Annotated in this window: 21 protein-coding genes and 1 tRNA gene; 6 read left to right on the forward strand and 16 right to left on the reverse strand. The window is 68.7% G+C overall.

Going from position 1 to position 21,227, the window contains the following annotated elements; all coding sequences use genetic code 11:
* Positions 1-53 precede the first annotated feature (53 nt).
* The 10 genes from rimP to CRT60_RS35070 all read right to left on the reverse strand — a co-directional run bounded on the left by rimP (position 54) and on the right by CRT60_RS35070 (position 10,453).
* Positions 54-554, reverse strand: coding sequence for a ribosome maturation factor RimP (gene rimP, locus CRT60_RS35025; RefSeq protein WP_098740929.1), 501 nt, complete (start codon positions 552-554; stop codon positions 54-56).
* Between the two features lie 264 nt (positions 555-818).
* Positions 819-1,571, reverse strand: a complete 753-nt coding sequence (gene trmB / locus CRT60_RS35030) for a tRNA (guanine(46)-N(7))-methyltransferase TrmB (protein WP_098740930.1) — start codon at positions 1,569-1,571, stop codon at positions 819-821.
* 164 nt (positions 1,572-1,735) lie between these two features.
* Positions 1,736-2,917: a methionine adenosyltransferase gene (metK, locus tag CRT60_RS35035; RefSeq protein WP_425290426.1), complete on the reverse strand. Its 1,182-nt coding sequence runs from the start codon at positions 2,915-2,917 to the stop codon at positions 1,736-1,738.
* 329 nt (positions 2,918-3,246) lie between these two features.
* Positions 3,247-3,744 carry a helix-turn-helix domain-containing protein gene (locus CRT60_RS35040; RefSeq protein WP_098740932.1) on the reverse strand — a complete coding sequence of 166 codons (498 nt, stop codon included), beginning with the start codon at positions 3,742-3,744 and terminating at the stop codon, positions 3,247-3,249.
* A 130-nt stretch (positions 3,745-3,874) separates the two neighbouring features.
* Positions 3,875-5,488 (reverse strand): apolipoprotein N-acyltransferase, encoded by a 1,614-nt coding sequence (lnt, locus tag CRT60_RS35045; RefSeq protein ID WP_098740933.1) that lies wholly within the window; start codon positions 5,486-5,488, stop codon positions 3,875-3,877.
* A 122-nt stretch (positions 5,489-5,610) separates the two neighbouring features.
* Positions 5,611-6,567, reverse strand: a complete 957-nt coding sequence (locus CRT60_RS35050) for a hemolysin family protein (protein WP_098740934.1) — start codon at positions 6,565-6,567, stop codon at positions 5,611-5,613.
* Positions 6,564-7,070, reverse strand: a complete 507-nt coding sequence (gene ybeY / locus CRT60_RS35055) for an rRNA maturation RNase YbeY (protein WP_098740935.1) — start codon at positions 7,068-7,070, stop codon at positions 6,564-6,566. Before ybeY ends, CRT60_RS35050 begins: the two co-directional genes overlap by 4 nt.
* Positions 7,067-8,176 carry a PhoH family protein gene (locus tag CRT60_RS35060; protein WP_098740936.1) on the reverse strand — a complete coding sequence of 370 codons (1,110 nt, stop codon included), beginning with the start codon at positions 8,174-8,176 and terminating at the stop codon, positions 7,067-7,069. Before CRT60_RS35060 ends, ybeY begins: the two co-directional genes overlap by 4 nt.
* Positions 8,173-9,567, reverse strand: coding sequence for a tRNA (N6-isopentenyl adenosine(37)-C2)-methylthiotransferase MiaB (gene miaB / locus CRT60_RS35065; RefSeq protein ID WP_098740937.1), 1,395 nt, complete (start codon positions 9,565-9,567; stop codon positions 8,173-8,175). The genes CRT60_RS35060 and miaB overlap by 4 nt, the downstream gene beginning before the upstream one ends.
* Positions 9,568-9,748: 181 nt before the next feature.
* Positions 9,749-10,453: a GNAT family N-acetyltransferase gene (locus CRT60_RS35070; protein ID WP_098740938.1), complete on the reverse strand. Its 705-nt coding sequence runs from the start codon at positions 10,451-10,453 to the stop codon at positions 9,749-9,751.
* Positions 10,454-10,910: 457 nt separating this feature from the next.
* On the opposite strand from CRT60_RS35070, the gene apaG reads away from it, so the two are divergent.
* The 3 genes from apaG (at position 10,911) to ybaK (ending at position 12,949) form a co-directional block, all read left to right on the forward strand.
* Complete coding sequence (gene apaG, locus CRT60_RS35075; RefSeq protein WP_098740939.1) at positions 10,911-11,303, forward strand: Co2+/Mg2+ efflux protein ApaG; 393 nt, start codon at positions 10,911-10,913, stop codon at positions 11,301-11,303.
* Positions 11,304-11,697: 394 nt separating this feature from the next.
* Positions 11,698-12,372 carry a GTP cyclohydrolase I FolE gene (gene folE / locus CRT60_RS35080; RefSeq protein ID WP_244592912.1) on the forward strand — a complete coding sequence of 225 codons (675 nt, stop codon included), beginning with the start codon at positions 11,698-11,700 and terminating at the stop codon, positions 12,370-12,372.
* Between the two features lie 94 nt (positions 12,373-12,466).
* On the forward strand, positions 12,467-12,949 hold the full coding sequence (ybaK, locus tag CRT60_RS35085) for a Cys-tRNA(Pro) deacylase (protein ID WP_193548476.1): 483 nt from the start codon (positions 12,467-12,469) through the stop codon (positions 12,947-12,949).
* A gap of 17 nt (positions 12,950-12,966) precedes the next feature.
* On the opposite strand, the gene CRT60_RS35090 is transcribed toward ybaK, so the two are convergent.
* A tRNA-Arg gene (locus tag CRT60_RS35090) sits at positions 12,967-13,043 on the reverse strand.
* A 330-nt stretch (positions 13,044-13,373) separates the two neighbouring features.
* Positions 13,374-14,111, reverse strand: a complete 738-nt coding sequence (locus tag CRT60_RS35095) for a sulfite oxidase-like oxidoreductase (protein ID WP_244592913.1) — start codon at positions 14,109-14,111, stop codon at positions 13,374-13,376.
* A gap of 323 nt (positions 14,112-14,434) precedes the next feature.
* Between CRT60_RS35095 and CRT60_RS35100 the strand changes: the two genes are divergently transcribed.
* Positions 14,435-16,687 carry a mechanosensitive ion channel domain-containing protein gene (locus CRT60_RS35100; protein WP_244592914.1) on the forward strand — a complete coding sequence of 751 codons (2,253 nt, stop codon included), beginning with the start codon at positions 14,435-14,437 and terminating at the stop codon, positions 16,685-16,687.
* A gap of 120 nt (positions 16,688-16,807) precedes the next feature.
* On the forward strand, positions 16,808-17,284 hold the full coding sequence (locus CRT60_RS35105; protein ID WP_098740941.1) for a low affinity iron permease family protein: 477 nt from the start codon (positions 16,808-16,810) through the stop codon (positions 17,282-17,284).
* Positions 17,285-17,292: 8 nt separating this feature from the next.
* Here CRT60_RS35105 and CRT60_RS35110 read toward each other — a convergent pair whose 3' ends face one another.
* Together CRT60_RS35110 and CRT60_RS35115 are read right to left on the reverse strand one after the other, a co-directional pair.
* A complete protein-coding gene (locus CRT60_RS35110; protein WP_098740942.1) occupies positions 17,293-17,877 on the reverse strand; it encodes a DUF2244 domain-containing protein in 585 nt (194 codons plus the stop codon).
* A gap of 67 nt (positions 17,878-17,944) precedes the next feature.
* Positions 17,945-18,421, reverse strand: coding sequence for a hypothetical protein (locus tag CRT60_RS35115; RefSeq protein ID WP_098740943.1), 477 nt, complete (start codon positions 18,419-18,421; stop codon positions 17,945-17,947).
* Positions 18,422-18,740: 319 nt separating this feature from the next.
* Between CRT60_RS35115 and nth the strand changes: the two genes are divergently transcribed.
* The gene (nth, locus tag CRT60_RS35120) at positions 18,741-19,376 is read left to right on the forward strand and encodes an endonuclease III (RefSeq protein ID WP_098741196.1); all 636 of its coding nucleotides are present in this window, start codon (positions 18,741-18,743) and stop codon (positions 19,374-19,376) included.
* Positions 19,377-19,461: 85 nt separating this feature from the next.
* Here nth and CRT60_RS35125 read toward each other — a convergent pair whose 3' ends face one another.
* Positions 19,462-20,313, reverse strand: coding sequence for a bactofilin family protein (locus CRT60_RS35125; protein ID WP_098740944.1), 852 nt, complete (start codon positions 20,311-20,313; stop codon positions 19,462-19,464).
* Positions 20,314-20,434: 121 nt separating this feature from the next.
* Positions 20,435-21,130: an EI24 domain-containing protein gene (locus tag CRT60_RS35130; protein ID WP_098740945.1), complete on the reverse strand. Its 696-nt coding sequence runs from the start codon at positions 21,128-21,130 to the stop codon at positions 20,435-20,437.
* Positions 21,131-21,227 lie beyond the last annotated feature (97 nt).

Consider the following 21,227-nt stretch of genomic DNA (forward strand, 5'->3'; position numbering starts at 1 on the left):
CGGCGGGTTCGGGGCGGGGGTCCTGGCGGCTATCGTCCTGGCGGACCGGGCCGTCAGTGCTCCAGGCCCTCCTGCTGTTCCTGGCTGGCGCGGATCAGCTCGTCCGTCAGCACCAGCTTGGCGCGCAGGATGTTGTCGAACTCCAGCCGGGCGGGTCCCTGTTCGGTGTCGACGCACACGAGGCCGTCCTCGACGCCCTTCAGCATGCCCTTGAAACGCTTGCGGCCGTCGATGGCCATGCGGCTTTCCAGCCGGGCTTCGAAGCCGGCGAAGCGCTCGAAATCCTTGAGCCGGGTCAGCGGCCGGTCGATGCCGGGCGAGCTGACTTCCAGCGTGTAGGCCTCGCGGATCGGGTCTTCCACGTCCAGCAGGGCCGAAACGGAGCGGCTGATGTCGGCGCAATCCTCGACAGTCATGGGCGCGCCGTCGGCGCGCTCCGCCATGATCTGGAGTATCGACCGCTGGCCGCCGGAGATCTGAACGCGCACGACCTCATAGCCCATGGCTTCGACCGACGGCGTGATGATCTGTTCGATGCGACCTGTAGCGTCCATTCCACCTGACCCAAAGCCTGCGGCCGGGATCGAACCGGACGAGGTTTCCACAACAGAAGGTTCAACAAGCGCGTGCTTCCACACGCTCATAAAAAAATAAGTGGGCAAAAGCCCACCCGCAAAGCGTCTCGCCGGCCCGGTTGCCCGGGCCGCCGATCCGTATGGGTTCTCAGAGGCTGAATATAGTCATTCCGGCCGATGCCGCAAGCCTTTTCGGGACCGATCGTCGTCGCGGCCCGGATTCTCAAGCGGAACGGGTATGCGTCACCCCCGCGGGCGGCGGACGAAGCGCAGGAAGACCGGCTTGCGACCGGCGGCAATGGCCTTTTCCTCATAGCGCGTCGCCGGCCAGTCGTCGGGGCGGATCCGCCAGTCGGACGGGCGGCGCGCCGTCCATTCGAAATCGGGATGCTTCACCGTATGGTCGAGCATCCAGCGCACCAGGCCCATGTCGTCGCTGGCCAGGCGCAGCTCGGCGCCGTCCTTCAGCACGCGGGCCAGCCGCGGCAGGTTCTCCGGCCCGATGAAGCGGCGGTCGGCATGGCGCTTCTTCGGCCAGGGGTCGGCGAACAGCACGAAGGCGCGGCCGACCGAGGCGTCGGGCAGGGCGTCCAGCAGCGGCCGGGCATCGTCGGGATGGATGCGCACGTTGCCGAGATCGTCGTCGTCGATCATCCCCAGGAGGCCGGCGATGCCGTTGAGGAAGGGTTCGGCGCCGACGATGCCGACATCCGGGTTGTGCTTGGCCTGCCAGGCGAGGTGATGGCCCATGCCGAAGCCGACCTCCAGCCAGATCTCGCGTTTCGGCGTGTCGAACAGGCTGGCGGGGTCCCAAGATCCCGGTGTCGGGCCGTCGCCGGATTTCGGCACCGTGATCTGGAGCTGCGGCAGCAGATCCTCGATCAGGCTCGTCCGGCGCTTGCGCAGGGGGCGGCCCTTGCGCCGGCCGAACAGCCGGTTTCCGGTTTCGCTCTGCGGAGCGTCGTCAGTCGGTCGGTCGGTTTTGCTGTCGGTCATCGGCTGTCGGTTATGGGCTGTCGATTATGGGCTGTCGATCATGGCGGCCGATGCGGTTCGAAGAGCGGCACCGGCAGGAAAAGGGCTTACACAAAAAGGCGGCGGAGGCCGTTTCCAGCCTCCGCCGCCTCATTTCATGTCTGGCGATCCGCCGGTCTGGGCGGTCAGAAGGCGCCGCGCAGGGCCTCGACCAGATCGGTCTTCTCCCACGAGAAGCCGCCGTCCACCTCGGGCTCGCGGCCGAAATGGCCGTAGGCGGCGGTGCGGGCGTAGATCGGCTTGTTCAGGCCGAGATGCGTGCGGATGCCGCGCGGGCTGAGGTCGACCAGCTGCTGGAGGATGTCGGACAGACGGTCCTCGTCGACGTTGCCGGTGCCGTGGGTGTCGACATAGACCGACAGCGGCTTCGACACGCCGATGGCGTAGGAGACCTGGATCGTGCACTTGTCCGCCAGTTCCGCCGCGACGACGTTCTTGGCGAGGTAGCGGGCGGCGTAGGCGGCCGAGCGGTCGACCTTGGTCGGATCCTTGCCGGAGAAGGCGCCGCCGCCGTGCGGGGCCGCACCGCCGTAGGTGTCGACGATGATCTTGCGGCCGGTCAGGCCGGCGTCACCGTCCGGGCCGCCGATGACGAAGCGGCCGGTCGGGTTGACGTACAGGTTCCTGTCGTCGCACATCCAGCCTTCCGGCAGGCAGTTGACGATGTGCGGCAGGACGATCTCGCGCACCGCGTCCTGGTCCAGCCCCTCGGCATGCTGGGTCGACAGCACGATGGCGGTGGCGCGGGTCGGGCGGCCGTCGATGTACTGCAGGGTGACCTGGCTCTTGGCGTCCGGGCCCAACTGCGGGGCGGCGCCGGAATGGCGCGCCTCGGCCAGCGACTTCAGGATGGCGTGGCTGTAGTAGATCGGCGCCGGCATCAGGGCCGGGGTCTCGCGGCAGGCATAGCCGAACATGATGCCCTGGTCGCCGGCACCCTCGTCCTTGTTGCCCGCGGCGTCGACGCCGACCGCGATGTCGGCGGACTGGGAATGGACGAAGCACTTGACGTCCATCTTCTCCCAGTGGAAGCCGTCCTGCTCGTAGCCGATGTCCTTCACCGCGGCACGGGCGGCTGCGACCAGCTGGTCGGCCTTGATGCTGTCGGGGCCGCGAACCTCGCCGGCCAGCACCACCTGGTTGGTGGTCGCCAGGGTCTCCACGGCCACGCGGGCCTGCGGGTCGTGCGAGAGGTAGAGATCGACGATGGCGTCGGAAATGCGGTCGCAGACCTTGTCGGGATGACCCTCCGACACGGACTCGCTGGTGAAGACGTAGTTCAACTTTGCCACGGGAAACCTCGGCATTCGGCGGCACGCTATTTCATGAGCCGAAACGGCAGACCGGTACAGCGGCCGCAGACACCGATCCAAATCCGGTTTTGACAAGGTTTCGGGCCGGGGTCAAGAAGCCTACCGGCGGTAAGGCCTTGGGCCTATCATCGCAGGCACCACACGAAGGGGGTGGATACGGTCGCGCCGCATCTTCCCCGTTCGGTGGGTGTCGCAGGCCGCGGACAACCGGCAGGAGGTGCTGCCGGGAGCCCAACGCCCCCAGTTTGCCGCTCCCCGTTGCCGCCGCCGATTGCCGCGGTGAATTGCTGGCGTGGGTCACTGCCGCAACGTACCGCCGCAACTTACTCCGCGGCGGCTTCCGCCACGGCGGCGCTGGCCACTGCCTTGGTCAGCTCGAACAGGCGCTTGCGCACCGACGGATCGCTGATCTTGTAATAGGCGCGGACCAGTTCCAGCGTCTCGCGCTTGGCCATCGGATCGGGCTCGTAGGTGCTGGCCGACCGCTCTTCCGAGCCACCCGCCTCGTCGTCGTCCTCGACGCGGGCATTGGCGGCATCGGCCGGCATGTCGTCGAAGAAGAAGGACACCGGCACGTCCAGCACGCGGCTGAGATCGAACAGGCGCGATGCGCCGATGCGGTTGGCGCCGCGCTCGTACTTCTGCACCTGCTGGAAGGTCAGACCGATGGCCTCGCCCAACTTTTCCTGGCTCATGCCGAGAAGGGTGCGGCGGAGACGGACGCGGGATCCGACATGGACATCGATGGGATTCGGCTTTCCGGTCTTCGGACGGCCCGCACCCGCACGGCGCCCGCGCGGCGCTCCAGTTTCAGTCTGCATCTCGTTTATCCCTGTAACGGTTGTGCAACCTAGTTACGACATATCCACGTATGCAGTCAAGCCCGCTCCGGTCATGCCGGTTACACGAATTTGTTCTGCCTGTGGCGGGCAGAATGCCCGTATTGCAGCGTCATCGGTGATATCGCGAAGCCAAGGCCGCCATGAAACAGCCTAGAAGCACTATGCCGAAAATCCAGTCGCCCATACGGGCATAGGCTGTAACGCCAGATGAAGCTTTCGGCAACGTGGTGTCGATGAAGCCACGCTCACCCAGACCGAGCAATTGTCGCACACGACCGTAGGAATCCACCACCCCGGATATTCCCGTATTCGCCACCCGGACGAGCGGCAGCCCTTCCTCGACGGCGCGCACCTGATTGATGGCGAAATGCTGGTGCGGACCGGCGGTGCGGCCGTACCAGGCGTCGTTGGTCAGGTTCAGCAGCCATTGCGGCCGGTCGGCGGCATCGACCACCGCGCCGGGGAAGATGCTCTCGTAGCAGATCAGCGGGCTGAAAGGCGGCAGGCCCGCCACGCGGTCGCCCAGATGCAGGGTGCGCGGGCCGGGACCGGCGGAGAACTCCGCCCCGTTGCCGGCGATGGGGTCGACCGGCAGCCATCGCCGCAGCGGCATATATTCGCCGAAGGGGACGAGGTGGAACTTGTCGTAGTCGGCGACCGCGGCGCCGCTGCCGTCCACCGCCACCATGCCGTTGAAATAGCGGCGCTCGCCGTCGGCATCCACCGTCGTCCGCGGGGCTCCGGTGATCAGCAGCCCGCCGGACGGCGTGACCGAGGCCAGGGCCTGCCGCACCCGCGCATCGTCCTCGATGAAGAAGGGCACGGCGGTTTCCGGCCAGATGATGACGTTGGGCGGCGGGGTGGAGGGATCGGCCGGGGCGGCGGCGGACAAAGCGAGATGGCTCTGGAAATTCTGCACCCGTTCGCCGGGCGCCCATTTCAGCCGCTGGTCGATCGCCGCCTGGACCAGCCGCAGCCGCACCCCCGGCACCGGTTCGTCGACCGCACCGGCCAGCCGCCACGCTCCCCAGCCGCCGAGGACCGCCAGCAGCGCCAGGCCGGCGGCGACGGCGGCGCCGGCCCGGCCGGGCGTGGTGTCGCGGTCGGGCAGGGCGGCCGGCAGCGACGCCACCAGCACCGTCACCAGCGTCAGGCCATAGATGCCGACCAGCGAGGCGGTCTGCAAAACCGGCAGCACCCCGACCCAGCCATAGCCGATCAGGTTCCAGGGGAAGCCGGTGAAGACATGGCCGCGCAGCCATTCCCACAGGCACCAGCAGGCGGCGAACAGCAGCGGGCGACCGAGCCCGGCGCCGAAGCCGCGCCGGCGCAGCAGTTGGAAGGTCAGGGTGGCGCCGCCGCTGAACATCGCCAGCACGACCGGCAGGCCGACCGCCGACAGCGGCAGCGCCCACCAGAAGCGGTCGATGTCGGTGAACAGCGCGGCGCTGATCCAGTAGAGCCCCAGCAGGTGGTGGCCGAAACCGAAGAACCAGCCGACGGCGAAGGCGCTCTTTTTGGTCTCCGCCCCGTCCAGCAGCCAGATCAGGCCGGGAAAGGCCACCAGCACGACCGGCATCAGGTCGGCCGGCGGCAGCGCCAGCGTGGCGAACCCGCCCAGCAGCATCGCGGCGGCCAGCCGGCGCCAGCCGGTCAGCGCGGCCAGCCGCGCGGAAACGCGGCCCAGCTTGGCCGGGACGGGCAGGGTGTCGGTGGCGGTCAAGGCGGAAACTCCGGCAGCGGCAAGGCGGGCGGCGCCATAGGTAATGCTGCCGGGCAGGGGTGCCAAGGTCCTTGTGGGCGGGGCTGTGTTGTGGGGGTGGGGAGGCCGCCCCCACCCAGTCTTCAGGCCGTCTCCGCAAGCTCCACGCTGTTGGCCGGCACGTTGTGGACGCGCAGGCGCTTCAGCCGGCGGGAATCGGCGTCGACGATCTCGAACTCCAGGCCCGAGGGGTGGACCAGCCGTTCGCCCAGCCCCGGCACGCGGCCGGCGATGGAGACGACCAGACCGCCGAGCGTGTCGATGTCCTCGCGCTCCTCCTCGGTCAGCACCGGGCCGACCCGGACCTCGAAATCCTCGATGGGCAGGCGGGCGTCGGCGATCAGGCTGCCGTCGGGACGTTCGACCAGCCGCGGCGCCGCGGCCTCGTCATGCTCGTCCTCGATCTCGCCGACGATCTCCTCGACCAGATCCTCGATGGTGACGAGGCCGTCGATGCCGCCGAACTCGTCCACCACCAGCGCCATGTGCTGGCGGGTCTGGCGCATCTGCACCAGCAGGTCGAGCACATGCATGGAGGGGGCGACGATCTTCGCCTCGCGGATGATGCCGCTCAGGTCCGGCTTCTGAAGAAGCCCCTCGGCGGAGATGGCCTGCTTGGCCATCAGGGTCATCACATCCTTGATGTGGATGATGCCGACCACGTCGTCCAGGGTCTCGCGGAACACCGGCAGGCGGGAATGGCCTTCCTCGGCGACGCGCTGGACCAATGCCGGGAAGGGGGTGTCGATGTCGACGGCGATGATGTCGGCGCGCGGCACCATGACGTCGGCGACGGTGCGGTCGCGCAGCTTCAGGATGTTGGTCAGCAGCGCCCGCTCGCCGGTTCCCAGCGAATCCTCGCCGTCCTCGCTGGCCGCATCGTCCAGGCCGGAGATCAGCTCTTCGATGGTGCCGCGCAGGGATGTGTCCTCGCGGCCGCCCCAGACGGTGCGGAGCCACCCCTTGAACAGGTGGCCCAGGGAATGGTCTTCGGCCCCGTTGTCATCACGGGGCGTGCGACTGTCGGATATTTCGCTCATCGGTCCGGCGGTTGGTGGTTGGCAGCGTAAGGATCGGCGATTCCGAGCGTGGCGAGCAACCGGGTTTCCAGCGCCTCCATCTCCTCGGCCTCGTCGTCCGTCTCGTGATCATACCCCAGCAGATGCAGAACGCCATGCATCACAAGGTGAGTCATGTGGTCGTTGAAGCTTTTCCGCTGTTCGGCGGCTTCGCGTGCAACCGTTTCATAGGCGAGGATGACGTCGCCCAGCATCACCGGCACGCCCTCCTGCGCTTCCGGTTCCTCCGCCTCGGTCAGGGCGAAGGACAGGACGTTGGTCGGCTTGTCCTTGCCGCGATACTCGCGGTTCAGGCGGTGGACCAGTTCGTCGTCGGCAAGCACGACCGACAGCTCGGCCGGGCCCTCCTCGTCGTCATAGGCGGCAGCCAGTGCGGCGAGTGCCGCGCGCTCGGCCAGCCACTCGGCATCCTCGGCCCAGGCGCCGGCTTCACGTGAAACAGCGATATCGACCGAAGTGGTCATTCCGGTTCTCCAACGATCCCAGCATCTCTGCCGGTCGTTTCGGATGCGTAACCGGCCGGCGCGGCGTTGGTGCGGCGGGCCTGCCTGCGCTCCGCCTCGCGGGCATCGGCCTGGTCATAGGCGCGGATGATGCGGGCCACCATCGGGTGGCGGACCACGTCGGCGTCGGTGAAGCGGACGAAGCGCACGCCCTCCACCCCGCCCAGGATGTCCAGCGCGTCGCGCAGGCCGGACCGGGTGCCGGTCGGCAGGTCGATCTGCGAGATGTCGCCGGTGATGACCATCCGCCCGCCTTCGCCCAGCCGCGTGAGGAACATCTTCATCTGCATCGGCGTGGTGTTCTGCGCCTCGTCGAGGATGACGAAGGCGTTGCCCAGCGTCCGGCCGCGCATGAAGGCCAGCGGCGCGATCTCGATCTCGCCGGACTCCAGCCGCTTCTTGACCTGCTCGGCCGGCAGCATGTCGTGCAGCGCGTCGTAGAGCGGGCGCAGGTAAGGATCGACCTTTTCCTTCAGGTCGCCGGGCAGGAAGCCCAGCCGCTCGCCGGCCTCGACCGCCGGGCGCGACAGCACGATGCGGTCGACCTGGCCGGTGGTCAGCAGCGCCACCGCCTGCGCCACCGCCAGATAGGTCTTGCCGGTGCCGGCAGGGCCGAGCCCGAAGACCAGCTCGCTCTCCGCCAGGGCCTGGAGATAGGCGGCCTGGGTCGGGGTGCGCGGCGTGATCGGGCCGCGGCGGCGGGTGCGCAGCGCGATCTCGGCGCGGGTGATGGTCGCCTGCGGGCCGGGCGCACGCGGCTCCTCGCCGCCAGCGACGCCAGCGAAACCGGCCTCGGCGGTCGCCATGCGGACGGCGCCGTCGACCTCGCCGCCGTCGATGGTCTGGCCGCGGGTCAGCCGGCCATACAGGCCGTTCAGCGCCGTCCGCGCCGTTTCTGCGGCGTCCGACGGGCCGGAGATGGTCAGGGTGTTGCCGCGGGAGATCAGCGACACGCCGAGAAGCGATTCGATGCGGGCGAGGTGGCGGTCATGCTCCCCGTACAGCATCGGCAGAAGACGGTTGTCATCGAATTGAACGTCGATGCGCCGTTCGGGCAGACCGTTCAAGCGCTGGCCTCCAAGGTTACGGCAGGCTGGAAGGAAGAGGCGGTGACGTACTCGCCGGTCACCACGGTGCCGGCGAGGCTGTTGGCCCGCGCGGCGTCGACCCGCACCTCGACGATGCGGCCGAGCAGCCGTTCGTCCGCCTCGGCATGGACCGACTGCATCCACGGGCTGCGGCCGAGCAGCTGGCCGTCGCGGCGGCCGACGCGGTCGAACAGGACGGGCACGCTGCGGCCGACGAAGCCGTGGTTGAAGGCGATCTGCTGGGCGTCCAGCAGCTGGCGCAGCGCCTCCAGCCGCGCCTCCTTCACCGCGTCCGGCAGCTGGGCGCCCTCGACCGCGGCCGGAGTGCCGGGACGCGAGCTGTATTTGAAGGAATAGGCCTGGGCATAGCCGATCTCGGTGACCAGCTTCAGCGTCTGGGCGAAATCGGCGTCGGTCTCGCCGGGGAAGCCGACGATGAAGTCGCCGGACATCGCCAGATCGGGCTTGGCGTCGCGCAGCCGGTCGACCAGCCGGCGGTAGTCGTCGGCGCTGTGCTTGCGGTTCATCGCCGCCAGGATGCGGTCGGAGCCGGCCTGCACCGGCAGATGCAGGTAGGGCATCAGCTGCGGCACCTCGGCATGGGCGCGGATCAGGTCGTCGGCCATGTCGCGCGGGTGCGAGGTGGTGTAGCGGATGCGCGCCAGCCCGTCGATCTCCGCCAGTGCGCGGATCAGCCGGCCGAGACCCCAGGTCGCACCATCCGGCCCGTCGCCGTGCCAGGCGTTGACGTTCTGGCCCAGCAGGGTGATCTCGCGCGTGCCGCCGGCGACCAGCCGCTTCGCCTCGGCCAGGATCTGGCCGGCGGGGCGGGAGAACTCGGCGCCGCGGGTGTAGGGCACGACGCAGAAGGTGCAGAACTTGTCGCAGCCCTCCTGCACCGCCAGGAAGGCGGCGACGCCTTGGGATCCTGCTTCCTCCGGCAGGAGGTCGAACTTGGATTCGGCCGGGAAATCGGTGTTCAGCACGCTGCCGGCGGCACGGCTGGCCTTCGCCACCATCTCCGGCAGGGTGTGGTAGGTCTGCGGGCCGAAGACCATGTCGACGAAGGGGGCGCGGGCGACGATCTCCTCGCCCTCGGCCTGGGCGACGCAGCCGGCGACCGCCAGGATCATCCGGCCGTCCTCGGCCTCCGCCTTGCGGTCCTTCAGCTGGCGCAGCCGGCCCAGCTCGGAGAAGACCTTTTCGGCGGCCTTCTCGCGGATGTGGCAGGTGTTCAGGATCACCATGTCGGCGCCGTCCGGCTCATCGACCGGTCGGTAGCCCAGCGGTGCCAGGACGTCCACCATGCGGGCGGAGTCGTACACGTTCATCTGGCAGCCCCAGGTCTTGATGAACAGCTTCTTGGTCAACCCGCACCCTTCCGCTTGGAACAAAAACGAATAGCGCGCTCACGGTTCTGCGTGGCGCGCGGCACGCCGTCGGTCCGGCGTCGCTCCTGAAAAGATGGTATCGCGTGCGGGGCGAATCGAGTCAATCCCGCTTCGCCCCGCTCCATTTCGCACAACAAGCCGTTTCCGCGATCCGGAACCGTCACGCCGCCCCGGCCTGGAGGCCGTCGCGCCAGAACCAGTCGGTCCGGCGCACCCGGTCAGTCCAAAGTCGCTCCGCCGCCGTCCGGCCGAACAGGGCGCTGAAAGGGACGGGGGTGTCTCCCGCCGGCAGGTCGATAGACGTGGCCAGGACCGGGCCGAGCACCGGCGTGGCGCCGGCCTCGCTCTCCTGCGCGTCGGCCTGCCCGGGCTTGCCGATCATGCCGGCGGCACCGGTCAGCGCGCCTTCGACCAGCTCCAGCCCCAACAGCCGGCTCATGTCGACCGGACCCGGCATCTCCATGCCCAGCGTCAGGGCGCGGGAGAAGCCGAACCGCTCGTAATAGGGGGCGTCGCCGACCAGGATCACCGACTTGTGGCCCAGCGCCACCGCCTTGTTCAGGCTCATCCGGATCATCTTGCTGCCCAGCCCGCTGCCCTGGAGATGGGCGGCGACCGCGATGGGGCCGAGCAGGATGGACGGGGTGGCGCCGCCGACCAGGATCGGCCAGTAGCGGATGGTGCCCACCACCACCTCGCGGCCATGCTCGTCATGCTCGATGGCGACGAGGTTCAGGGCGGGGATGGAGTCGACGCCGTCGCGCAGCCGGTAGGCGGTCTTGTTGAAGCGGTCCGGACCGAAGGAGGCGTCCAGCAGGGCTTCGATGGCGGCGGCGTGCTTCGGCTCTTCGACGGTGATGATCATCAGGTGGGGCTCCCGGCGGGAAGAAGGTCTTCTCAGAAGGCTTCTGAAGGGCGGATCGCGCCGCCGCCGGAAGGCCGGGGGTGTCAGGTCCCCGATGTGCCTTTGGCGTTCGCACGCGACCCAAGGACGGCCGCAACCGCAATGCGCGGTGCGAGGCTCCGTCGTCGGATGCGAAGGGCGTGCGAACGAGACATGGACAAGGCTCTTCGGCCGTTGCTGGGACTTGCGCATATATCATCGTCGCCCCCCCGTCGCAAGACCGTGGAGACCCTGAAGCGATGCATGACTGTATCCACCTGGATGCGGGCCCCATACGGTCGTGTCGCAGGATTGTCCGGACCGGTTCTGGACAGTGCGGAGGGGGAACCTTATTCTGCCGTCCAGCACCGCCCGGCTACCCGGACCCCCCAGCCGCCGGCCCGTTTCCCGGCCGGCGCCGCCCATCGGATCGTCTGCCATGTATACCGCCGTCACCCACGACATCCGCGTCACCGTCCAGCCCGTGTTCCTGGAGGACCAGTCGTCCCCGGCGGAGGGACGCTTCGTCTGGGCGTATCACGTCCGCATCGAGAATGAGGGCGAGGAGACGGTGCAGCTGCGCACCCGCCACTGGCGCATCACCGACGCCATGGGCCGCGTGCAGGAGGTGCGGGGGCCCGGCGTCGTCGGCGAACAGCCGGTGCTGGAGCCGGGCGACCATTTCGAATACACCAGCGGCACCCCGCTCGGCACGCCGTCCGGCATCATGGCCGGAACCTACGGCATGGAGGGTGAGGACGGACGCGCCTTCGACGTGACGATCCCGGCCTTCTCGCTGGACAGCCCGCACCAGCCGATGCAGCTGAACTGATCCGTGAACCGGCTGCAAAAAGCAGACGCGGGCGAATAATACAATAGAATGTGTGTGGTTATTGGAAGAATTCAACACGCGGCTTTGACAAGCCGCATGGCTGCCCGTACTTTGTCCATCGCTTGAAGGTCATAGGCGGGACCCTAATTAGGGTCTTCCGAATGGCGTCCGGCGACAGAAACCGGGCGGAAACGGGAAGGCAGGCGCCGCCGCTCCGCTCTAGACAATTCCTTTTCGTCTTACGGGCCGTTCGGTTGATCCGCCGAGCCATCGGCTCCGTACTGACGGCAAACCCGAGTGACGCCAGACAGGATGGGCGTGTTGCGCGACAGCCGTCGGCTCACGGCCGATGGTCCACGCAAGGCGTGTTATCAGTTATGGAAAGGATGTTCCCGTGACGGTTACAAAGACCCCGCACGCCAAACCTCCGGCGGCCGACAACGTGCTCCGCGGTCCCGGCCTGTCCCGGCCGGACGCCCTTGCCCGCCCGTCCCGCGCCGAGGCGGAGGAGGCCGTGCGCACCCTGATCCGCTGGGCCGGCGACGACCCGGCGCGCGAAGGGCTGGTCGGCACGCCGGACCGCGTCGTCCGCTCCTATGAGGAGTTCTTCGCCGGCTACGGCATCGACCCGGTCGAGATCCTGTCGCGCACCTTCGAGGAGACCGACGGCTACGACGAGATGGTCGTGCTGCGCGACATCCGGGTCGAGTCCTATTGCGAGCACCACATGGTGCCGATCATCGGCAAGGCCCATGTCGCCTACCTGCCGCGCCGCCGCGTCGTCGGCATCTCCAAGCTGGCGCGCCTCGTCGAGGCCTATGGCAAGCGCCTGCAAATCCAGGAGAAGATGACGGCGCAGATCGCCAACACCATCGACGAGGTCCTCCAGCCCGAGGGTGTCGCCGTGGTGGTCGAGGCGCAGCACCAGTGCATGACGACCCGCGGCATCCACAAGACCGGCGTGACCATGGTGACCAGCCGCATGCTGGGCGCCTTCCGCACCGACCCGTCGACCCGCCGCGAATTCCTGACGATGATCGGCAACCCGTCGTCGCGCGGGATGGAGTGAGCGTCTCCCTCTTTCCGGTCGGGGAGAGGGCTTTACACCCCTTGCACCGCCTGCCAAGCTCCCGCCGCACTTTGTTCAGCGGGCGGTGTGGAGCATGGCGGCGAAGGTGACCCCGGCGGTCAATGCGGCGAAGGCGGCGGGCGTCGCCTTCCGGCTGATGGAGTACGAGTACGACCCGTCGGCCGACGCCATCGGCCTGCACGCGGCCGAATCGCTCGGTCTCGACCCGGCCATCGTCTACAAGACCCTGATCGTCCAGCTGGAGCCCAAGGCGCTGGCCTGCGCCGTCATTCCGGTCGCGGCCAAGCTGGATTTGAAGGCCATCGCCGCGGCGGCGAAGGCGAAGAAGGCCGATCTGGCCGATCCGGCGCTGGCGGAAAAGACCACCGGCTTCCTGGTCGGCGGCATCAGCCCGCTCGGCCAGAAGAAGGCGCTGCCGACCTTCATCGACGCGAGCGCCGAAGCGCTGCCGGAAATGGTGGTGAATGGCGGCCGGCGCGGCTTGCAGATCGTGCTGGCGCCCGCCGATCTGGCCAAGGCGACGAAGGCGGCGGTCTGCGCCATCGTCGCGCACTGAACCGCGATTTTTTGTGGTGGTGACCCCGGCAGGACTCGAACCTGCTGCCTCAAGTTTAGGAAACTCGCGCTCTATCCTGATGAGCTACGGGGCCACTTGCGCCGCACCTTAACGGTTTCGCCCGCAAGGGGAAAGTGGCTTTTGGTGAAAGTGCGGCGTCGCTGGAGCGCTCGCCTGAAAGGCGGGCGTCACGCCGTTGGAAGCAACATAGAACACGAATTTCACGGATTTCCACATGGATTACACGGATCAGGCTGTATCCGCGACGTCGATCCATAGGAATGGCGACCGGGATGGACCGTGCTGAATCGGGCGGTTCCGTGAAATCCGTGTCAAAATCCGTGAAATCCGTGTCGATTGTTGCCTGCGTCTCCAGCACCTCGCGTTCAGGCGAGTGACTTGGCGGCTTTGCCCCCGCCCCCCCTCAGTCCGAATAGCGCTCCTCCAGCCACGGGTCGGCGTGGTTGTTGTAGCCGCGGACCTCCCAATAGCCCTTGCGGTCGCCGGCCAGCAGTTCGATCCGCTTCACCCACTTGGCGCTCTTCCACAGATACAGCTTGGGCAGGATGATCCGCACCGGGCCGCCATGCTCGCGGCTGATCGGCTGGCCTTCCCAATTGGTGGCGAGCAGCACGCCGTCGTCGTCGAAGTCCGACAGGGCGACGTTGGTGGTGTAGCCGTCGAAGGAATGGAAGACGACGAAGCGCGCCTCCGGCTTCGGCCGGGCCAGTTCCAGCAGGCGGCGGGCGCTGACGCCCTCCCACCGGTTGTCGTAGCGCGACCAGGTGGTGACGCAGTGGATGTCGGAAACGAAGCTCTCCTGCGGCTGGGCCTGGAAATCGTCCCAGCTCCACGACAGCCGGTTCTCCACCAGCCCGTCCACCGCGAGCGTCCAGTTGGCCGTCGTCACCTTCGGCGTGATGCCGAGATCCAGCACCGGCCAGTCGGTCACCAGGCGCTGGCCGGGCGGCAGCCGGTCGCGCGCCGGGTCGGCAGCATGGCCGGTGAGCGCACGGCCATCGCGCGCCCATTGCTCCTTGGTGGCGACAAGCTTGTCGCGGACGGCGCCTTCCTGCTCAACCTCCCGGCCCACCTCCCGGCCCACCTCCCGGCCGGGATCCGGCTGGTCGGTCGCGTCCGCTCCGCTGGGTGTGTCGTTCATCGCTCGTCCTCCGTTTCCGCCGCTTCCGGCAGGGGTCCCGCTAAAAAAAGGAACAGACAGTCGGGTTGGCAAGCGGAAGCGGGAGAACTAACTTCCCGGAGCCCGGCATATTGGAGCCACAGTTCCACGCCAGGGTGCCGGCCGGCCGTGTTTTCGCCGCCCACCCTTGTCGCCGCCCCGTCAAAGACCACCCGAGTGAATTGCCGATGATCCGGTCCGCAACGCCCGCCGCAAACCCTCTGCCAAGCGCTTGGCGTCGGCTCCTGTCCGGCGGCCTGGCCGTCCTGCTTCTCGCAGGCCTGCTCGCCGGGGCGGGAGCGCCTGTGCTCGCCGCCTCGGCAGCGCCCGCCGGCGCCGTTCCGGCTCCGGCTGCCGGGGCCGCCGCTCCCGCCGCCACTGCTCCGGTGGTGGTGGACGAGGCGACCGTGCAGCAGCTGGAGGCGCTGGTCGGCACGCTGGAGAACCAGGATGCGCGCACCCAGCTGGTCACCCAGCTGCGCAACCTGATCACCGCCCAGCGCGGCCTCGCCCAGGCCAAGGAGGCGGAAGGCGAGTCGGCGCTGCCGCAGACCCTCGGCGCCCGCGCGCTGGCCTTCCTGGCGGCGCGGATGGACGTGGTCAGCCGCCAGCTGGTGCAGGTCGCCAACGTCTTCTCCGACCTGCCGGGGGCGCTGTCCTGGGTGCAGCGGCAGGTGCAGGACGACACCGCCCGCGAACGCTGGGTGCAGATCGCCATCCAGCTGGCGATGATCCTCGGCATCGGCGCGGTGGCCGCGCGCGGCATCGGCTGGCTGCTCGGCCGGCCGCGCCATGCCATGGCCGCCCGTCCCGTCGGCTCCTCCCTGCTGCGCATCCCGATGCTGCTCGGCCGGGCGGTGCTGGAACTGGCGCCGATCCTGGGATTCATCGTCGTCGCCTACACCATCCTGTCGGTGACCGAACCGGCGCCGCGCGTGCGGCTGGTGGCGCTGGCGGTGGTGAACGCCACCGTCATCACCCAGGCGCTGCTGATCCTGGTGCGGATGCTGTTCGCGCCCGACGCGCCCAACCTGCGCATGGTCCACACCAGCGACGCCGGGGCGAAGCGCTGCTACATCTGGTCGCGCCGGCTGATCGCGGTCGCGGTCTACGGCTATTTCCTGGCGGAGGGGGCCTATGTGCTGGGCCTGCCGCTGGGCGCCTACGGCGCGCTGCTGAAGCTGCTGGGCGTGGTGATCGCCGCCATGCTGATCGCGCTGATCCTGCAGAACCGGGTCGGCGTCGCCGACTGGATGCGCGGCAACCCGCTGTCGGGCGACGGCGACCCGCTGGCGACCGCCCGGCGCGAGGCGGAAGGGCAGGGGGCGGTCCTGCGCACCGCGCGCCGCCGCTTCGCCGAGATCTGGCATGTGCTGGCCATCCTCTATGTCGTGGTGACGCTGGGCGTCTGGGTGCTGAACGTCTATGGCGGCTTCGAATTCCTGGCCCGCGGCACCGCGGTGACCGTGGTGGCGGTGGTTGTGGCCCGGCTTCTGGTGACCGGGCTGAACCGGACGCTGCGCCGCGGCCTGACCATGAACCGCGAGCTGGCCGGCAACCTGCCGCAGCTCCATACCCGCGCCTTCCACTATCTCCCCATCGTCCAGCGCATCGGCAAGGCCATCATCTGGCTGGTGGCGCTGGGGGCGGCGCTGAACGGCTGGGGCATCGACACGCTGGGGCTGGTGGAATCCACCGCCGGCCGCCGCATCGTCGGCAGCACCATCTCGATCGGCCTGCTGCTGGCCGGCGCCATCGTCGCCTGGGAGGTGGTGAGCGCGCTGATCGAGCATTTCCTGCGCACCACCGACCGCAACGGCACCCGCATCGAACGCAGCGCCCGCATGCGCACGCTGCTGCCGCTGCTGCGCAACGCCTTCCTGATCCTGCTGGTGACGATGGTGTCGCTGATCACCCTGTCGGAGCTTGGCGTCAACATAGCACCGCTGCTGGCCGGTGCCGGCGTCGTCGGTCTGGCCATCGGTTTCGGATCGCAGACGCTGGTCAAGGACATCATCACCGGCCTGTTCATCCTGTTCGAGGACACGGTGTCGGTCGGCGACGTGGTGGATGTCGGCGGCGGCCATTCCGGCACGGTGGAGGCGATCTCCATCCGCTCGATCCGCCTGCGCGACGGGGCGGGCGCGGTCCATTCCGTGCCGTTCAGCGCCGTCACCACCGTGAAGAACATGAGCAAGGACTTCTCGGTCACCCTGTTCAACATCACGGTGTCCAACCGCGAGGATCCCGACCGCATCATCGCCGCGCTGAAGGAGACCGGCGCCGAGGTGCAGGCCCAGCCGCAGTTCGCCGCCGACATCCTGACCCCGCTGGAGGTGCTGGGCGTCGACAAGCTGTCCGACACCGGCATCAACATCCTGGCCCAGTTCAAGACCCGCCCGACCCGCCAGTGGGGCGTCACCCGCGAGTTCAACCGCCTGCTGAAGAAGAAGTTCGACGAGCAGGGCATCTCCATGCCGACCCAGTCGATGCAGCTGGTCGTCGGCCAGAACCCGCAGGACCGCGCGCTGGCGGAAGCGCTCAGCCAGGGCTCCTGACCGCCGGGGGTACCGCCCGCAGGCGACGGTTCGGACCTTACGCACAGGGAACGCCCGGCTTTGCCGGGCGTTTTCCTTATGTACGTCCTGTACGTCCGATCAGCGGGAGCCAGTCGCAAAATGGTCAGCGATGCCTTTTCCCGGTTTGCCCGCTGGATGGAGCGCCAGTCCGGCCGTCCGGGCGCCTTCGTCACCGCCTTCGCCGTCGTCCTGGTCTGGGGGCTGACCGGACCACTGTTCCACTTCTCCGACACGTGGCAGCTGGTGATCAACACCGGCACCACCATCGTCACCTTCCTGATGGTGTTCATCATCCAGAACGCCCAGAACCGCGACACCCAGGCCATCCACCTGAAGCTGGACGAGCTGATCCGCGCCACCCACTCCGCCCGCAACGGCATGATCGACGTGGAGGAGATGCCGGAAGCCGAGCTGGCGAAGGTGAAGCGCAGCTTCGAAAAGCTCGCCCAGACCGCCGAGTGCCTGGACCACCGCATCGACGAGAAGGTGGAGCGCGCGGTCGAACGCGAAGTGGAGCGCGAGGTCGAGGAGGAACTGGAGGAACGCGGCCTGCCCGACCCGGCCGACAAGCGTTGAGGCTTGCCCTATCCGGCGGGCGCCGGCGGGCAGGGGGGACGGCGCCAGAGGCGCAGCGCATCGTCCAGCGCGCGGGCGAAGCTGGACCGCTCGTCCGGCGACAGGAAGGACCCGACGCCCACGGACTGGCCGTGCGAACTCAGCGTGACCTGCCCGGCGGCGCCGCGGCGCTCATGGTCGGCCGGCTCGGTGTGGGTGATCCGCAGCCAGTAGGGATGGAAGGACCAGCGCCGCTCCGGCGCCTTCCAATGCACCCGCTGCACCGTCAGCGCGGTCTCGGTCAGCCGCACCCGCTCATACTGGCGGGCGGAGCGGTAGCTGACGCGGAAGGCCAGCCACAGCGCCAGCACGTCCAGCCCGCAGAAGGGCACGACCGGCCAGGCGCCATGGGCGACGAAGATGCCGGCGACGATCAGGTTCATCGCCACCACCACCGCCATCAGGACCCGGAAGCCGCTGCGGCCCAGGCTGCGGTGCGGGTGGAGGATGGCGTCGAACAGCACGCGCACGGAGCCGCCGCCGCTTTCCGCGGGGGAGGGACCGTCGCCGGGCTGCCGGCCACCGGGTTGCGGGCCGCTGATGTCGATTGGCATGGCGGCCATCCTACCCCAGCGCCGCCCGCCGGAAAACCGCGAGGAAAGCGGGGTTATGCCGCCCCCGTCATGCCGCTTGCGACACCATCGGCACCACGCCGCCGTTCAGCACCCAGGCCATGGCGCTGTCCATGCCGGGATAGTCGGCGGCCGGGCGGCCCTCGATCTCTCCGGCCATGCTGCCCTCGACGGTCGGACCCTTGGCCAGGACGAAGATCCGCGCCTGGTCGTCGATGCCGGCGGCGATCATCACCTCCGCCATCACCGAGGCCCAGTGCCAGTCGGTCATCACCACGCCGCAGCGCACCTGTCCGCAAGCCCGGGCCAGCTTCATCAGGGCGACGACGATCTCCGGCCGGAACCCCTCGGCCTCGAAGCGGTCGAACTCGACAAGGCCGCTCCAGCACGTGCCGCGGGCGCCCAGGGTGGCGCACTGCATCTCCACCTGCCGGGCGATGGTGTCGCGCTGCTCCAGCGACAGGGTGCCCTGCAACCGGACATGCAGTCCCCAATCCTTCAGTTCCACAAGAAAAGACGCGGTCATATCAAGATACCCTTATCCGACCGGAACGCCACAACCAGGGTGATCCATGGTTTTTTGCAGGCATTCAAGCGGTGTCCCGGCAGTCAGCAAATCATACGCCACCGTGAGCGGGACCGGAAAGCCGCTATTCTGCGTCCAATTCTGTTGAATCACCGTCGCTTGTTCGAATATTTGTCGCAAATTGCGACGCAAGGCCGCAGTTTGGTCTGCGTTCTGCGCTGGATCGTTTCGCTGTTGTCATCGACCCGTTCCGCAGTCCCTCCGCACGGCCCGCTCCGCCTCTGGCGCAGGCGGGGCCGTTGCGGCTATGGTGGCGGCCATGAAGCCCGCCGCCGTCCAGGAATTCTTCCGCCGCCTGTCCGCCGCCAATCCGGAACCCCGGAGCGAGCTGGAATACGTCAATCCTTACACGCTGCTGGTCGCCGTGGTGCTGTCGGCCCAGGCCACCGACGTCGGGGTGAACCGGGCGACCGGACCGCTGTTCCAACTCGTCACCACGCCGCAGCAGATGGTCGCGCTGGGCGAGGAGGGGCTGCGCGCCTACATCAAGACCATCGGCCTGTTCAACACCAAGGCCAAGAACGTCATCCGCCTGTCGGAGCTGCTGATCGAGCGCCATGGCGGCGAGGTGCCGCGCGACCGCGACGCGCTGGAACAGCTTCCCGGCGTCGGCCGCAAGACCGCCAACGTCGTCCTGAACGTCGCCTTCGGCGAGGAGACCATCGCGGTCGATACCCACATCTTCCGGGTCGGCAACCGCACCGGGCTCGCCCCCGGCAAGACGCCGGACGCGGTGGAGGCGAAGCTGCTGAAGGCGGTGCCGAAGCTGTACCGCCGCCATGCCCACCACTGGCTGATCCTGCACGGCCGCTACGTCTGCAAGGCGCGCAAGCCCGATTGCCCGGTCTGCCCGGTCGCCGACCTCTGCGGCTTCAAGGACAAGATCATCGCGTGAATTGGGCCTGACCGAGAACGCAAAACGCCCGGCATGGCGGGAGCCAGCCGGGCGTTTTGCGTTTTCTGCCGGTCGCAGGGGCCGGTCAGACCGTCTCGGCCGCCGGGATCTGCTCGATCGCGGGCTGGGCCACCGGCTGAACCGCGGCGGCGGCGGGCTTGGACCCGGTGCTGTAGATCTGGATGTCGCCGACCAGCTGGCCGCCGGCATCGACCGCCAGTTCGCCGAAGCGGATCGACCCGGTGATCTTGCCGGTGGAGCGCACGGTCAGGCGGCCGCGGACGGCGATGTCGCCTTCGAAGCGGCCGGCGATGTCGGCTTCCTCGATGTCGACCGAGCCCTTGAACAGGCCGGTCTCGGCGATCTCGACCAGCCGGCCTTCGCGCAGCTTGGCCTCGACCGTGCCTTCGACCACCAGCACGTCGCAGGAGCCGATCTCGCCGGCCAGCGAGATGTCGCGGCCGACGGTCAGGCGGCGCTGCTCGGGCATGGCCGGGGCGACGGGGGCCGGCGCGGCCGGAGCCTGGGCGGCGGGAGCGGCGGCCGGGTTGGCGATGGGGATCGACGGCTGGCGCGGGGCGGAGCCGGGCATGTCGACGACCCGGCGCGGCACGTCGGTCTTGAAGCCGGCACCCGGCACGGACGGCGCGGACGGGGGCTTGGGAATGCTGTTCATGTCGGGTCCCTTCGAGGCGGAAGGCATGTCGGGATAGGCCGGGGCGGCGTGCTGCGTGTCGGCCAGGGCGTGAGCCATGCTGGGGGCGGCTGCCCCGGCCGCGACAGCGGACGCCGGGACATGTGCCGGATTGTTCAGCGAGGCGAGCGGCGACGAGACGGCGCCGGGCTCGCCCGCGGTGTACGGACGGACACCCGGCTGCGGCGGGACGGGGCTGTCGGCCTTGGGAGCGGCGGGCGGTGTCTTTCGTCCGAACAGCATGAGCGGTTCCCCCAGTCTGGACATTCGGGTGGCGGGATGGCCTGGAAATCGTGTGGCGGTCGCCGCACTCGGTGTCCGGGTGGCCGGTTTCCGGGCAGGCGACGGTGTGCGGCCGTGCCGCCTAGCGGCGTATCACGGTCGTCCGGCCTGCCGCAAGGGGCGCCGACATGGACTGTAGGACATGAACCATGAAGGCGCTCGCGACGACCGGGACCAGCAAATTGGCGAAGGGGATTGTCGAAAGAAAGGCAATGACGACCCCGGCCAAAAAAGGTTTCAGCGGTCTGGCACGGCGCATCGCCCGCGCGGCGGCGCGGTCCATCCGCCGGTATGCGACCATCTCGAAATACTCCCGGCCCAGCAGATAGCCGTTGATGGTGTAGAAGACGATCAGGTTCAGGCCGGGCGCGAAGATGTAGATCGGCAGCGCTGCCAAGTTGACCGCCAGCACCAGCACCAGGAAGCGCAGCGCCGTCGCCAGCTCCTCCAGCCAGCCGGCCCGGCGCGGGGCGGGCAGGCCGGGGTAGTGCCGCGCCTCGACCCGCTCCACCACCTCGTCGAGGAAGAAGCTCGACACCGTGCCGACGGTGGCCGGGAACAGCAGCCACGCCAGCACCAGCACCCCCAGCCCGCCCATGACGTCGATGGTGGCGTCGATCCAGCCATAGCCGGTCAGCGGCGTCGCCGACAGCGCCCACGAGGCGCCGACCGCCAGCAGCGCATAGGCGAGCAGCGAGACGAACACCCCGATCCACACCACCCGGCGCACGCGCGGGTCGGACAGCTGGGCGAAGGCAAGCACGAGGGCGCGGATCATCGGCGGTCCGTAAGGCGGCGAAACGGGGCGGCGGGGCATGGCTGCCGCCGCCGCCCGCATATCTACGGTGGCCGGCCGCCGGGTTCCAGTCCCCCCC

Origin of the sequence: Azospirillum palustre (assembly GCF_002573965.1) — a bacterium.
GTDB classification, from domain to species: domain Bacteria; phylum Pseudomonadota; class Alphaproteobacteria; order Azospirillales; family Azospirillaceae; genus Azospirillum; species Azospirillum palustre.